This is a genomic window from Pseudomonas sp. B10 (genome assembly GCF_900156235.1).
Lineage (GTDB): Bacteria > Pseudomonadota > Gammaproteobacteria > Pseudomonadales > Pseudomonadaceae > Aquipseudomonas > Aquipseudomonas siliginis.
The window spans coordinates 3,935,848-3,948,739 of the sequence record NZ_LT707063.1; the positions used below are offsets into that span (position 1 = coordinate 3,935,848).

The 12,892-nt window shown below is 61.2% G+C and carries 12 protein-coding genes and 1 pseudogene; 2 read left to right on the plus strand and 11 right to left on the minus strand.

Translation table 11 applies throughout. The features are described from left to right. Positions 1-64 precede the first annotated feature (64 nt). Both BXA01_RS17895 and mdoH read left to right on the plus strand, forming a co-directional pair. Positions 65-1,846, plus strand: a complete 1,782-nt coding sequence (locus BXA01_RS17895; protein ID WP_162098724.1) for a glucan biosynthesis protein G — start codon at positions 65-67, stop codon at positions 1,844-1,846. Beyond that, positions 1,839-4,409, plus strand: a complete 2,571-nt coding sequence (mdoH, locus tag BXA01_RS17900; protein ID WP_073471586.1) for a glucans biosynthesis glucosyltransferase MdoH — start codon at positions 1,839-1,841, stop codon at positions 4,407-4,409. The genes BXA01_RS17895 and mdoH overlap by 8 nt, the downstream gene beginning before the upstream one ends. A gap of 261 nt (positions 4,410-4,670) precedes the next feature. Here the strand turns inward: mdoH and BXA01_RS27725 are convergent, their stop codons facing one another. From BXA01_RS27725 to ubiE, 11 genes and pseudogenes are all read right to left on the minus strand, one after another. Next, entirely contained in the window at positions 4,671-5,543 is an 873-nt protein-coding gene (locus tag BXA01_RS27725) for a methyl-accepting chemotaxis protein (protein ID WP_370695128.1), read from the minus strand. A 30-nt stretch (positions 5,544-5,573) separates the two neighbouring features. Beyond that, a pseudogene (locus BXA01_RS27730) lies at positions 5,574-6,587 on the minus strand (methyl-accepting chemotaxis protein); the annotation flags it as partial. Between the two features lie 95 nt (positions 6,588-6,682). Continuing rightward, entirely contained in the window at positions 6,683-7,390 is a 708-nt protein-coding gene (locus BXA01_RS17910; RefSeq protein ID WP_076565204.1) for a 16S rRNA (uracil(1498)-N(3))-methyltransferase, read from the minus strand. Further along, complete coding sequence (tatC, locus tag BXA01_RS17915) at positions 7,387-8,175, minus strand: twin-arginine translocase subunit TatC (protein ID WP_076565206.1); 789 nt, start codon at positions 8,173-8,175, stop codon at positions 7,387-7,389. Before tatC ends, BXA01_RS17910 begins: the two co-directional genes overlap by 4 nt. Continuing rightward, positions 8,172-8,588, minus strand: coding sequence for a Sec-independent protein translocase protein TatB (gene tatB, locus BXA01_RS17920; protein ID WP_076565208.1), 417 nt, complete (start codon positions 8,586-8,588; stop codon positions 8,172-8,174). Before tatB ends, tatC begins: the two co-directional genes overlap by 4 nt. Before the next feature lie 10 nt (positions 8,589-8,598). Then, complete coding sequence (locus BXA01_RS17925; RefSeq protein ID WP_016772073.1) at positions 8,599-8,880, minus strand: twin-arginine translocase TatA/TatE family subunit; 282 nt, start codon at positions 8,878-8,880, stop codon at positions 8,599-8,601. 25 nt (positions 8,881-8,905) lie between these two features. Continuing rightward, positions 8,906-9,238, minus strand: coding sequence for a phosphoribosyl-ATP diphosphatase (locus BXA01_RS17930; protein WP_003220849.1), 333 nt, complete (start codon positions 9,236-9,238; stop codon positions 8,906-8,908). Then, positions 9,231-9,632, minus strand: coding sequence for a phosphoribosyl-AMP cyclohydrolase (hisI, locus tag BXA01_RS17935; RefSeq protein WP_007899278.1), 402 nt, complete (start codon positions 9,630-9,632; stop codon positions 9,231-9,233). Before hisI ends, BXA01_RS17930 begins: the two co-directional genes overlap by 8 nt. Positions 9,633-9,752: 120 nt before the next feature. Then, positions 9,753-11,357: a ubiquinone biosynthesis regulatory protein kinase UbiB gene (gene ubiB / locus BXA01_RS17940; protein WP_073471592.1), complete on the minus strand. Its 1,605-nt coding sequence runs from the start codon at positions 11,355-11,357 to the stop codon at positions 9,753-9,755. Further along, positions 11,354-11,977, minus strand: coding sequence for a ubiquinone biosynthesis accessory factor UbiJ (locus tag BXA01_RS17945; protein WP_076565210.1), 624 nt, complete (start codon positions 11,975-11,977; stop codon positions 11,354-11,356). Before BXA01_RS17945 ends, ubiB begins: the two co-directional genes overlap by 4 nt. Then, complete coding sequence (gene ubiE / locus BXA01_RS17950) at positions 11,977-12,747, minus strand: bifunctional demethylmenaquinone methyltransferase/2-methoxy-6-polyprenyl-1,4-benzoquinol methylase UbiE (RefSeq protein WP_016772069.1); 771 nt, start codon at positions 12,745-12,747, stop codon at positions 11,977-11,979. The genes BXA01_RS17945 and ubiE overlap by 1 nt, the downstream gene beginning before the upstream one ends. Positions 12,748-12,892: the final 145 nt, after the last annotated feature.

Consider the following 12,892-nt stretch of genomic DNA (forward strand, 5'->3'; position numbering starts at 1 on the left):
TGGTTTATTGATCTGTTTTCGGCGAGGGTTGCTCGTGATTGTTAGTCCCTGTAATGCAGCAAAAATGTCTGCCAAACGCATGCGAAGTGCTCTGGTAGCGGGTTCGGCGCTCCTGTGCCTGCTCAGCGCCGGTCAGCTTTGGGCGTTCAATCTTGACGACGTATCGGCCAAGGCCAAAGAGCTGGCCGGGCAGAAGTTCGAAGCCCCGCGCAGCAACCTGCCGAACGAATTCCGCGAAATGAAGTTCGCGGACTATCAGAAGATCCGCTTCCTCACCGAAAAGGCTGAGTGGGCCGATCAGAAGACGCCGTTCAAGCTCTCCTTCTATCACCAGGGTATGCACTTCGATACACCGGTGAAAATCAACGAAATCACCACCAATACCGTCTCGGAGATCAAATACGATCCGAGCCGCTTCGATTTCGGCGATTTGAAATTCGATCCGAAAGCCACCGAGCAACTGGGTTATGCCGGTTTCCGTGTGCTGTACCCGATCAACAAGGCCGACAAGCAAGACGAGATCATGACCATGCTCGGCGCGAGTTACTTCCGCGTCGTCGGCAAGGGCCACACCTATGGTCTGTCGGCCCGTGGTCTGGCGATCGATACCGCGCTGCCGTCGGGTGAAGAGTTCCCGCGTTTCCGCGAGTTCTGGATTCAGCAGCCCAAGCCGGGCGACAAGCACCTGGTGATCTTCGCTCTGCTCGATTCGCCGCGTGCCACTGGTGCCTACCGTCTGATCCTGCGTCCAGGCAGCGACACCATCGTCGACGTCAAGGCGCAGATGTTCCTGCGTGACAAGGTCGGCAAACTGGGCATCGCGCCGCTGACCAGCATGTTCCTTTTCGGCGCCAACCAGCCGTCGAAAGTCCTCAACTACCGTCGTGAACTGCACGACTCCAGCGGTCTGTCGATTCATGCCGGCAACGGCGAGTGGATCTGGCGCCCACTGAACAACCCGAAACATCTGGCCGTGAGCAACTTCAGCGTCGAGAACCCGCGTGGTTTCGGTCTGCTGCAGCGTGGCCGCGACTTCAGCCACTACGAAGACCTCGACGACCGCTACGACAAGCGCCCAAGTGCCTGGATCGAGCCGAAGGGCGAGTGGGGCAAGGGCACTGTCGATCTGGTAGAGATTCCGACCGCTGACGAAACCAACGACAACATCGTTGCGTTCTGGAGCCCGGAAAAAATGCCGGAGCCAGGTCAGCCGCTGGACTTCGCCTACCGCATGCACTGGACCATGGACGAAGCAGCACTCCATGCGCCGGACAGCGCCTGGGTGGCGCAGACCCTGCGTTCGACCGGTGACGTCAAGCAATCGAACCTGATCCGTCAGCCCGATGGCAGCGTGGCCTATCTGGTCGACTTCGAAGGCCCGTCGTTGGCGGCACTGACGCCGGATGCCGACGTGCGCAGTCAGGTCAGCGTCGGTGACAACGCCGAACTGGTCGAGAACAGCGTGCGCTACAACCCGGAAACCAAGGGCTGGCGTTTGACCCTGCGGATGAAGATCAAGGATCCGAGCAAAGCGACCGAGATGCGCGCTGCTCTGGTTCAGCCGGTGGTCACCGCGGATCTGGGCAAATCGGTCCCGGCCTCCAACTCGTCGGTCGCCAAGGCTGACAAGGTTGCTGCCAAACAACAGGAAAAACTCGACAAGGAAGCCAAGGCCGCCGAAGCCAAACAGGCTGAAGCCAAGCCTGCAGCCGACGCCAAGGACAAGGCCAACAAAGACGCCAAGCAGCCAGTCGCTGCCGACGCGGCCCCAGCCACACCGGAATCGGCGCCGACTGAAGAAGTCCTGACCGAGACCTGGAGCTATCAGTTGCCTGCCGATGAGTAATTCACCAGTACAGCCAGAGACTCTGTCCGAGTATCTGGCGCATCTGCCGATGACCGACGAGCAACGCGCGGAACTCGCGGGTTGCCAGTCGTTCAGCGAGCTGCATGAACGCCTGTCGTCCTCGACATTCGACGCCCCTGCCGAAGCCGCCCAGGCTTCGGTGGGCAAGCGTCTGACCCTGAGCACTGCCGAAGAACTGGCTGAAGCGGAGATGCTGGTGCTCGATGCCAGTGGTCGGGTCAGCCTCAAGGCCACTCCACCGATCCGCCGCACCAAGGTCGTGCCGGAGCCATGGCGCACCAATATTCTGGTGCGTGGCTGGCGCCGTCTGACCGGGCGCACCAACCCGCCGCAGCCGCCGAAGGACGCCAATGTCCTGCCGGCCGCGCGCTGGCGCACCGTCGGTTCGATCCGCCGCTACATCCTGTTGCTGCTGATGCTCGGCCAGACCATCGTTGCCGGCTGGTATATGAAAGGCATCATGCCGTACCAGGGCTGGTCGTTCGTCGATCTGGAAGAAGTCCTGCATCAGCCGCTGCTGCAAACCGCCACGCAAGTGCTGCCGTATGCGCTGCAAACCAGCATTCTGATTCTGTTCGGGATTCTGTTCTGCTGGGTCTCGGCCGGTTTCTGGACCGCGCTGATGGGCTTCCTCGAGTTGCTCACCGGCCACGATAAATACCGTATCTCCGGGAAAAGCGCCGGTAACGAGCCGATTCCGAAAGATGCGCGTACTGCGCTGGTAATGCCGATCTGCAACGAAGACGTGCCGCGTGTATTCGCCGGTCTACGCGCGACGTTCGAATCGGTAGCGGCCACCGGTGATCTGGATCGCTTCGACTTCTTCGTCCTCAGTGACAGTAACGACACCGATATCTGCGTCGCCGAGCAACAGGCCTGGCTGGATGTCTGCCGCGAGGCCAAGGGCTTCGGCAAGATCTTCTATCGCCGTCGCCGCCGTCGTGTGAAGCGCAAGAGCGGCAACCTCGACGACTTCTGCCGTCGTTGGGGTGGTGACTACAAGTACATGGTCGTGCTCGACGCCGACTCGGTGATGAGCGGTGAGTGCCTGACCAGTCTGGTGCGCTTGATGGAAGCCACGCCGGACGCCGGGATCATCCAGACCGCGCCGCGTGCGTCGGGCATGGACACTTTGTATGCGCGCATGCAGCAGTTCGCCACCCGCGTGTACGGCCCGCTGTTTACCGCCGGTCTGCACTTCTGGCAGTTGGGTGAATCCCACTACTGGGGTCACAACGCGATCATCCGAATGAAGCCGTTCATCGACCACTGCGCTTTGGCGCCGTTGCCGGGCAAGGGCGCGTTCTCCGGTGCGATCCTTTCCCACGACTTCGTCGAAGCTGCGCTGATGCGCCGTGCCGGTTGGGGCGTGTGGATTGCCTACGACCTGCCGGGCAGTTACGAAGAGCTGCCGCCGAACCTGCTCGACGAGCTCAAGCGTGACCGCCGCTGGTGCCACGGCAACCTGATGAACTTCCGCCTGTTCCTGGTCAAAGGCATGCACCCGGTGCACCGCGCGGTGTTCCTGACCGGTGTGATGTCCTACCTGTCGGCGCCGTTGTGGTTCTTCTTCCTGGTGTTGTCGACCGCGCTGCTGGCGGTGAACACGCTGATGGAGCCGCAGTACTTCCTCGAACCGCGCCAGCTCTATCCGCTGTGGCCGCAATGGCACCCGGACAAGGCCATCGCGCTGTTCTCGACGACCATCGTGCTGCTGTTCCTGCCGAAGCTGTTGAGCATCATCCTGATCTGGGCCAAGGGCGCGAAAGAGTTCGGCGGCAAGTTCAAGGTGACCCTGTCGATGCTCCTGGAGATGCTGTTCTCCATGCTGCTGGCGCCGGTGCGGATGATTTTCCACACCCGTTTCGTTCTCGCCGCGTTCCTCGGCTGGGCCGCGACCTGGAACTCGCCGCAGCGTGACGACGATTCGACGCCGTGGAGCGAAGCGGTCAAGCGCCACGGTCCGCAGACGTTGCTGGGCTTCTTGTGGGCGTTGCTGGTGATCTGGCTGAACCCGAGCTTCCTCTGGTGGCTGGTGCCGATCGTCGGTTCGCTGATGCTGTCGATCCCGGTATCGGTGATCTCCAGCCGTGTCGGCCTCGGTCTGAAAACCCGTGACGAGAGCCTGTTCCTCATCCCCGAGGAATACAATCCGCCACAGGCTTTGCTGGCAACCGATCAGTACACCCACGAGAACCGCTATCACGCCCTCAACGACGGCTTCGTCCGCGCCGTGGTCGATCCTCAGCAGAATGCCTTGGCGTGCTCGCTGGCGACCTCGCGTCACGGCCAGGCCGAGCCGATCGAGTGGCTGCGTCAGGAACGTGTGCGTCACGCGATCAAGGTCGGCCCGGCCGGGCTGAACAACCATGATCGCCTGCAACTGCTCAGCGACCCTGTTGCACTGGCACGTTTGCACGAGCAGGTCTGGGCCGAAGGTCACGCTGAGTGGCTGGATGCTTGGCGCGCTTCGGTGAAAGCCGATCCGCATGCGCCGTTGCTGCCGCTGCGACCGGTGAGCCTGCAGGCTCAGCCGGCCTGATAAGAGAACCCCGCTGATTCAGCGGGGTTTTTTTATGTCCGCTGTTGAGCTGCGAACAAATCCCGATCAAGCCTTAAACAAAAAAACCAGTGCATAGCATTCGTCGCCGAATTGGCGCGCTCGTTAACTAGGGCGCGCAGACCGCGCCGCTGCCTTCGCGAGCAGGCTCGCTCCCACCTTGGAATGCGTTTCCCTGTGGGAGCGAGCCTGCTCGCGAATGGCGTCACCTCGGTTACAGGCGAACCGAGGTTGTGCATCAACTCAGACTTTAAAGCGGCCCACCAGCATCTGCAGATGCGTGCCCAACCGCGCCAGTTCAACGCTGGACGCAGCGGTCTCTTCACTCGCCGCCGAGGTCTGATCCGACACATCGCGCACGTTCAGCACGCTGCGATTGATCTCTTCGGCTACGGCGCTCTGTTGCTCGGCGGCTGCGGCGATCTGCTGGTTCATCGCCTGGATCGCCGAGACGGTGCGGGTGATGCTCTCCAGTGAGCCACCGGCACGCCGGGTCAGTTCGACACTGCTGTCGGTGAGGCTGCGGCTGTTGTCCATGATCGTCGCCACTTGCTGGGTACCGTTTTGCAGACCGACGATCAGCTCCTCGATCTCTTCCGTGGACTTCTGGGTGCGCTGGGCGAGGCTGCGCACTTCGTCGGCAACCACGGCGAAACCACGTCCGGCTTCACCGGCGCGGGCCGCTTCGATGGCGGCGTTGAGGGCCAGCAGGTTGGTTTGCTGGGCCACCGACTTGATCACATCGAGGACGCTGCCGATCTTGTCGCTTTCACGCTTGAGCTCGCCCATGGCTTCAGTGGAGTGACCCACCTCGATTGCCAGACGCTCGATCTGCGCGATGGCTTCGCCGACGACCTTGTCGCCTTCACGGGCCTGTTGGTCAGCGGCGACAGCGGCCTCTGAGGCTTCTTCAGCGTTGCGTGCGACTTCCTGCACGGTGGCGGCCATCTCGTTCATGGCGGTGGCGACCTGATCAGTCTCGACCTTCTGATTGTTGACCCCGGCGCTGGTCTGCTCGGTCACCGCCGAAAGTTCTTCAGCGGCGCTGGCGATCTGCGTGACGCCGTCGCTGATACCGCCGATCAACTCGCGCAGGCCTTGGGTCATGCTTTGCATCGAGCGCTGCAATTGCCCGAGTTCGTCGCGACGCAGGGACACCAGGTTGTGGGTCAGGTCACCGGCGGCCACGCGCTCGGCGACTTTCAGGGTCTGGGTCAGCGGAATGATGATTTGCCGAGTGATCGCCCAAGCGGCAATCAGACCGAAGGCCAGCGCCAGCGCAGTGGCGATCAGCAGCATGTTCTTGGCATGGGCGGCATCGGTGTCGCGCACAACGGTTTGCGATTCGGTGAGCTTCTTGCTGGCCGCGATCAGGATGTCGCCCTGAGCCGACATGTTGGCCAGTGCGGCGGCGTTCTTGACCTGTGAATCACGGAACTGAGCGACAGCGGCGCGGTAAGCCTTGAGCGAGTCGGTGGCCTGCTGCAGGTTGGCGATGTGCTGCTCTGGCACGCGGGTCGGCAGGCTCTCGAGATTTTTCAGGGCGTTGTCGATGGCGGTCAGCGCCGGTTGCTCGGCATCGGCCTTGCCGCTGTAGGTGTAACCGCGCACCTGATAGCGCGCCTGCTGCAACAGTTTGCTCAGCTCGATGACAGCGTTGTACTGCGCAACGCTGTCGCCTTGCAGCAGCGCACTTTCGACTTCGCCGACCTTGGCCACAGCATTGTCAGCGTTGGCGCCAAGCTTGCTCCGCGCATCTTCACGGTGCACGGTGGCCTGGGTCATTTCGCCGAAAGCGCGTTTGTATTCGGCGACCGCAGCAAGCTGTTGATCGACCATCGCCACATCGGACGGCTGCTCGATCATGCCGCGTGCCGATTGCAAACCGCTTTCGAGTTTGCTGAGCAATTCATTGACCGCGCCCGGACCCTGTTCACCACGACGCATGTCGTAGTCCATGCGCGCCAGGCGCAGGTCTTTGGTCAGCTCATTGAGGCTGGAAATGAAGCCGAGCTTGTCGCCACGGCTAATGATGCCGCTCATGCCGGTCCAGCCGGTGAAAGTGATCAACAGCGTCAGCAACAGCACCAGGCCGAAACCGATGCCCAGCTTGCGTTTGACGCTGACGTTTCCAAGACTCTCGGCTAACCAACGGTACATGCGACCACTCCCTTCGGACCACTTAATTGGACTTATAGGGGCTGTATCGGCTGGGTGATGGCAATCTGTAACGCCTTTTGTCCGACGCGGTCGCGTCAGAACAGGCGTGCGAGCAGGGCGGTGACGGCGGTTTCGACGCGCAGGATGCGCTCGCCCAATTGCACCGGTTGTAGGCCGGATTTGGCCAGCAGATCGATTTCGTAAGGAATCCAGCCACCCTCGGGGCCGATGGCCAGGGTCACCGGTTCGTCCAGGGCGCGCGGGCAGGGTGGGAAGTTGCCGGGGTGGCCGACCAGGCCTAGTGTGCCCTCGGCGATCGCCGGCAAGCGATCTTCAACGAAAGGCTTGAAGCGCTTTTCAATGACGATCTCTGGCAGCACGGTATCGCGAGCCTGTTCGAGCCCGAGGATCAACTGCTCACGAATCGCTTCCGGCTCCAGAAATGGCGTCTGCCAGAAGCTTTTTTCGACGCGATAGCTGTTGACCAGAATCACCTTGGCCACGCCCATGGTCGCGACGGTCTGGAACACGCGGCGGAGCATTTTCGGCCGGGGCAGGGCCAGCACCAGGGTCAGCGGCAGCTTGGCCGGCGGAGGCTGATCAAGGCTGACACGCAACTCTGCTTCGCCCGCTTCCAGACGGAGCAACTCAGCCGAACCCATCAGTCCGTTGATGCGCCCGACGCGTAGGCTGTCGCCGACTTCCGAGCGATGCACTTCCTGCATGTGGGTCAGGCGCCGGTCGCGCAGGATCACGCGGTCGGCCGCAATGAAGTCGGCCTCTTCGAGCAGCAGCAGGTTCATGCCTGGGTCGCTGGCGGCTGGTCGTTGTGGTCGTCGGCCGGCGTTTCCGGGCGTTCGCGCTTGCTGACCAGCGCGCCGAAGAGGATGCCGATCTCGAACAGCATCCACATCGGCACAGCCAGCAGGGTCTGCGAGAAGATGTCCGGCGGGGTCAGGATCATGCCGACCACGAAGCAGCCGATGATCACGTACGGGCGGATCTTCTTCAGGTATTTGACGTCGACCACACCGATCCACACCAGCAGCACTACGGCCACCGGAATCTCGAACGCCACGCCGAAGGCGAAGAACAGCGTCATGACGAAATCGAGGTAACTGGCGATGTCGGTCATCATTTCCACGCCGGCCGGGGTGGCAGCGGCGAAGAATTTGAAGATCAACGGAAAGACGAAGTAATAGGCGAACGCCATGCCGATGTAGAACAGCAGGATGCTGGAGATCAGCAACGGTACCGCAACGCGTTTTTCATGCTTGTACAGGCCCGGTGCGATAAAGCCCCAGATCTGATGCAGGATCACCGGAATCGCGAGGAATAGCGAAACCATCATCGTCAGCTTCAACGGCGTCAGGAACGGCGACGACACGTCGGTGGCGATCATCGTCGCGCCGACCGGCAGGTACTGGCGCAGCGGCGTCGAGACGAAGGTGTAGATCTGCTGGGTAAACGCGAACAGCCCGGCAAAAATAATGAAGATCGCCGCCACGCAACGCAGCAGGCGGGTGCGCAACTCGGTGAGGTGCGAAACCAGCGGCATGTGCTGGTCGTTTTCGGGGAGATCGCTCATGGGGCTCGCGGCGGCAAAGTGGTGTCGTGAGGCGCAGGTGTGATCGGCGCGGTATTCGAGGCTACGTGTTCAACCGACGTTTCTGCGGGAGCGGATTGTGTCGGCGCGACAACAGGCGCAGGCGTCGTCGGCTCAGCGGGCGGCTGCGCCGGCGTCGGCTCCTGCTGGTTCGGATTGAAGATCTTCCGCGCCTCTTGCTCCAGCGACAGAATATGTTCGTTGTGCAGTTGCCGACGGATCTCGTCGGCACCGATTTCACGTTCAACTTCCTGTTTGATCGCGTTGAAGCTGCGCTTCAGGCGGCCGACCCACAGACCGGCGGTGCGCGCCGCGCCCGGCAGACGCTCGGGGCCGAGCACCAGCAGGGCGACGAGGCCGACGAGCAGCAGTTCAGAGAAGCTGATACCAAACATTAGTCAGTGCTCACACGTCTTTGCGGATCGGCTCTTCGACTTTCTGCGCCTGCACGTCGATGGTGTGCGGCGGGTTGGCCTGAGCGGTGGTTTGCGGCTGCACCGGTGGCACTGGCTGGGCCGGCGGGGTCACGCTCGGCTCGGCCGGTTTTTCGTCATCGTTCATGGCTTTGCGAAAGCCCTTGATTGATTCGCCAACGTCGGTGCCGAGGTTTTTCAGTTTCTTGGTACCGAATACCAGCACCACGACAATCAGAATGACGACCCAGTGTTTCCAGTCAAAAATGCCCATGTGGCGATTCCTCTCTAAAAGTTGTTCAGGCGGACGGACGCGAGGCTTTCTCGACGTGTCCGGACAGGCCGAAGCGACGGTCCAGTTCATCCAGCACGGCCTGCGGATGCTGCCCCAGTTGGGCGAGCATGACCATGCTGTGGAACCACAGGTCGGCGGTCTCGTAGATCACATCACTGCAATCGCCGCTGATGGCGGCATCCTTGGCGGCAATAATGGTTTCGACCGACTCTTCGCCGACTTTCTCCAGAATCTTGTTCAGCCCCTTGTGATACAGGCTGGCGACATACGAACTGTCGGCGGCTGCGCCTTTGCGCTCTTCAAGTACCTGAGCGAGGCGGGTCAGGGTGTCACTCATGTGTGTGTCCTGCGGAATAGATAGCGTGCGGGTCTTTCAGTACCGGGTCGACCGTTTTCCAGTCGCCGTTTTCGAAGACCCGGTAAAAGCAGCTTTGACGGCCGGTGTGGCAGGCGATGTCGCCGATCTGTTCAACCATCAGGATGATCACGTCGGCGTCACAGTCCAGGCGCATTTCATGCAGGGTCTGCACATGGCCGGACTCTTCGCCCTTGCGCCACAGCTTGCCACGGGAACGTGACCAGTAGATTGCACGATTCTCCGCAGCGGTCAGTTCGAGCGCTTCGCGGTTCATCCAGGCCATCATCAATACGCGCCCGGTCTTGTGATCCTGGGCAATCGCCGGCACCAGGCCGTCAGCATCCCACTTGATCTCGTCCAGCCAGTTTTTCATCTTCAATTCCTGAAAAGCAGCTTCGAGTTTCAAGCTTCAAGCTGCAAGTAAAAGCAGGTTGCGGTGTTCCGGTGTCGTCAAGCTTGCAGCTGGCAGCTTATAACTTGCAGCTGATTCGTGCTATCGGCGAACGACCAGATACAAACCGACCGCCACCATGATTCCGGCGGGCCAGTGCGCCCACTCGGTCAACGGACCACCTGCAGCGAGGATCGCGCCGCCGGCCAGATGCGCGCAGCCGAGCAGGCGCAGGAACCAATCGTCCTTGCGTTTGCGCCACGGCGGCGGAGGGTCTTTGGCGTGGGGTTGCGACATGCGTTCGAGCAGATCGCGGGCCATGTTCGACAGGTGCGGAATCTGTTCCAGCTGGCTCTGCACGTTGCCCAGCAAGGCTTTCGGGCTGACGCGTTCGCGCATCCAGCGCTCGAGAAACGGCTGCGCGGTGTTCCACAGATCCAGGTCCGGATACAGCTGACGACCGAGACCTTCGATGTTCAGCAAGGTCTTCTGCAACAGCACCAGCTGTGGCTGCACTTCCATGTTGAAGCGGCGTGCGGTCTGGAACAGGCGCATCAGCACCTGGCCAAATGAAATATCTTTTAACGGTTTTTCGAAGATCGGTTCGCACACCGTACGAATCGCCGCTTCGAATTCGTTGAGTTTGGTTTCCGCCGGCACCCAGCCCGAATCGATGTGCAACTGCGCCACACGGCGGTAGTCACGCTTGAAGAACGCGAACAGGTTGCGCGCCAGATAATCCTGGTCTTCCGGGGTCAGGCTGCCGACGATGCCGCAGTCGATCGCTATGTATTGCGGGCTCCACGGATTGACCGTGCTGACAAAGATGTTGCCCGGGTGCATGTCGGCGTGGAAGAAGCTGTCGCGGAACACTTGAGTGAAGAAGATCTCCACGCCGCGCTCGGCGAGCATTTTCATGTCGGTGCGCTGGTCAGCGAGGGTCGCCAGGTCGGTGACCTGAATGCCGTAGATGCGCTCCATGACCAGCACTTTCGGCCGGCACCAGTCCCAATAGACTTGCGGTACATAAAGCAACTGCGAGCCTTCGAAGTTGCGGCGCAACTGGCTGGCGTTGGCCGCCTCGCGCAACAGATCGAGTTCGTCGTAAATGGTCTTTTCGTAATCCTGCACCACGTCGACCGGGTGCAGCAGGCGCGCGTCAGCGGAGAATTTTTCCGCCGCGCGGGCGAGGATGAACAGCCATGCCAGATCCTGCGCGATGATCGGTTTCAGGCCCGGGCGAATGACCTTGACCACGACTTCTTCGCCGCTTTTGAGCTGCGCCGCATGCACCTGCGCCACCGAGGCCGAGGCCAGCGGGGCAACGTCGAAACGGCTGAACACTTCGCTGATTTTCTTGCCCAGCTGTTCTTCGATCAGCTTGATCGACACTTGCGAATCGAACGGCGGCACGCGGTCCTGCAGCAGCATCAGCTCATCGGCGATGTCTTCCGGCAGCAAGTCGCGGCGGGTCGAAAGAATCTGCCCGAACTTGATGAAGATCGGCCCCAGATCCTGCAACGCCAGACGCAAGCGCGCACCACGATTGAGTTCCAGCGGCTTGCGCGGCAGCCAGCGCCACGGCAGCAAAAAGCGCACGGCCAGAAGGAACCAGGGCAGTGGCAGATCGAACAGCAGGTCATCGAGGCGGTAGCGGATCACGACGCGCTGGATGCGCAACAGACGGCGGACGGCAAGCAGCTTCATGCGTTATCGCTTGGGTCGAGGGATCGGGAAAGGCGCTCGAAACGCGCCTCGAGTCGTTCCAGATCAAGTTTGATCCGGTCCAGTTCGCTGAACCGCGCTTCCGCTTCGCGTTGCCCGACGAGGGTGCGCGATTCTTCGGCGAGGTATTCGGCAAGATTCTGGTTGAGGCTGGCAAATCCTTGTTGATACCAGCGCGCGCGGCTGCGCAGATGGCCGCCGAGCAATTGCGTGGCGACCGGCCCGAGCCAGCGCGAGAGTTCGTACTCCCAGTCCAGCTCAAGATCCTGCAGTACGCCGGCCAGCTCCAGCAACACACCGCTGTCGCCATCGAGCTCGACTTCGGGTGCGTGCAGCACCGCGGTCTTGTCTTTGCTCAGGGCCAGTTTCACCAGGCTTGAGGCCGGTGCACGCAACGTGCAATCGACGTCCGCTGCCCACTGCGCAGCGAGCATCAGGCCTTCGTCGCTGGGCAGGATGAACAGTTGCAGCGCCGGGTTGCGGCAGTCGACGGCAATCACTTTGCCGGTCAAATGCGCCAGGCGCGGCAGCGCCGTGCTGTCGAGACGCAGCACCCGGTTGAGGCCGAGTTCGACGCTGGCGAGCAGCCCGGTGAGCAACATCAGGGTTTGATGCCGCGGTGCAGGGCGACGATGCCTGCGGTCATGTTGTGATAGGTCACGCGGTCGAAACCGGCCTCGACCATCATCGACTTCAGGGTTTCCTGATTCGGGTGCATGCGGATCGATTCGGCCAGGTAGCGATAGCTTTCCGAATCGTTGGTGATCAGCTTGCCCATCAGCGGCATGAAGGCGAACGAGTAGGCGTCGTAGGCTTTCGACATCAGTGCGTTGGTCGGCTTGGAAAACTCCAGCACCAGCAGGCGTCCGCCGGGCTTGAGTACGCGCAGCATCGAACGCAACGCGTCTTCTTTGTGCGTTACGTTGCGCAGGCCGAAGGCGATGGTCACGCAGTCGAAATGGTTGTCCGGGAACGGCAGTTTTTCCGCGTCGGCCTGGACGAATTCGACGTTGCCGGCAACGCCCAGATCGAGCAGACGATCACGGCCGACTTTGAGCATCGACTCGTTGATGTCGGCCAGCACGACCTGGCCGGTCGGGCCGACAAGGTTCGAGAACTTGCGGGTCAGGTCGCCGGTGCCACCGGCGATGTCGAGCACGCGGTTGCCGCTGCGCACGCCGGAAAGCTCGATCGCGAAACGCTTCCACAGACGGTGCATGCCGCCCGACAGAAGGTCGTTCATCAGGTCGTATTTAGCGGCTACGGAATGGAAAACCTCAGCGACTTTTTCCGCTTTCTGGCTTTCCGGAACGTTTTTGAAGCCGAAGTGAGTGGTGGGTTCGGCATCGCTGCCTTTGCGCTGATCAGTCATATCGCTGTCACCAAAAGAGAATGCGCGACATTCTAATCCCCAAGCCATGCTTTGTCTTGGAATGGCTAAAGGTAAGATGGGCAACCTTCGGGACGATTTGCCGCAGATGCGGTCAAGATTCAACGTCAGCCATTCAATCATCAGG

Excerpts from the sequence above, each read along its gene's own strand:
- BXA01_RS17895 (WP_162098724.1), top strand. The coding sequence starts at position 65 with ATGTCTGCCAAACGCATGCGAAGTGCTCTGGTAGCGGGTTCGGCGCTC.
- mdoH (WP_073471586.1), top strand. The coding sequence starts at position 1,839 with ATGAGTAATTCACCAGTACAGCCAGAGACTCTGTCCGAGTATCTGGCG.
- BXA01_RS27725 (WP_370695128.1), bottom strand. The coding sequence starts at position 5,543 with ATGCAAAGCATGACCCAAGGCCTGCGCGAGTTGATCGGCGGTATCAGC.
- BXA01_RS17910 (WP_076565204.1), bottom strand. The coding sequence starts at position 7,390 with ATGAACCTGCTGCTGCTCGAAGAGGCCGACTTCATTGCGGCCGACCGC.
- tatC (WP_076565206.1), bottom strand. The coding sequence starts at position 8,175 with ATGAGCGATCTCCCCGAAAACGACCAGCACATGCCGCTGGTTTCGCAC.
- tatB (WP_076565208.1), bottom strand. The coding sequence starts at position 8,588 with ATGTTTGGTATCAGCTTCTCTGAACTGCTGCTCGTCGGCCTCGTCGCC.
- BXA01_RS17925 (WP_016772073.1), bottom strand. The coding sequence starts at position 8,880 with ATGGGCATTTTTGACTGGAAACACTGGGTCGTCATTCTGATTGTCGTG.
- BXA01_RS17930 (WP_003220849.1), bottom strand. The coding sequence starts at position 9,238 with ATGAGTGACACCCTGACCCGCCTCGCTCAGGTACTTGAAGAGCGCAAA.
- hisI (WP_007899278.1), bottom strand. The coding sequence starts at position 9,632 with ATGAAAAACTGGCTGGACGAGATCAAGTGGGATGCTGACGGCCTGGTG.
- ubiB (WP_073471592.1), bottom strand. The coding sequence starts at position 11,357 with ATGAAGCTGCTTGCCGTCCGCCGTCTGTTGCGCATCCAGCGCGTCGTG.
- BXA01_RS17945 (WP_076565210.1), bottom strand. The coding sequence starts at position 11,977 with ATGTTGCTCACCGGGCTGCTCGCCAGCGTCGAACTCGGCCTCAACCGG.
- ubiE (WP_016772069.1), bottom strand. The coding sequence starts at position 12,747 with ATGACTGATCAGCGCAAAGGCAGCGATGCCGAACCCACCACTCACTTC.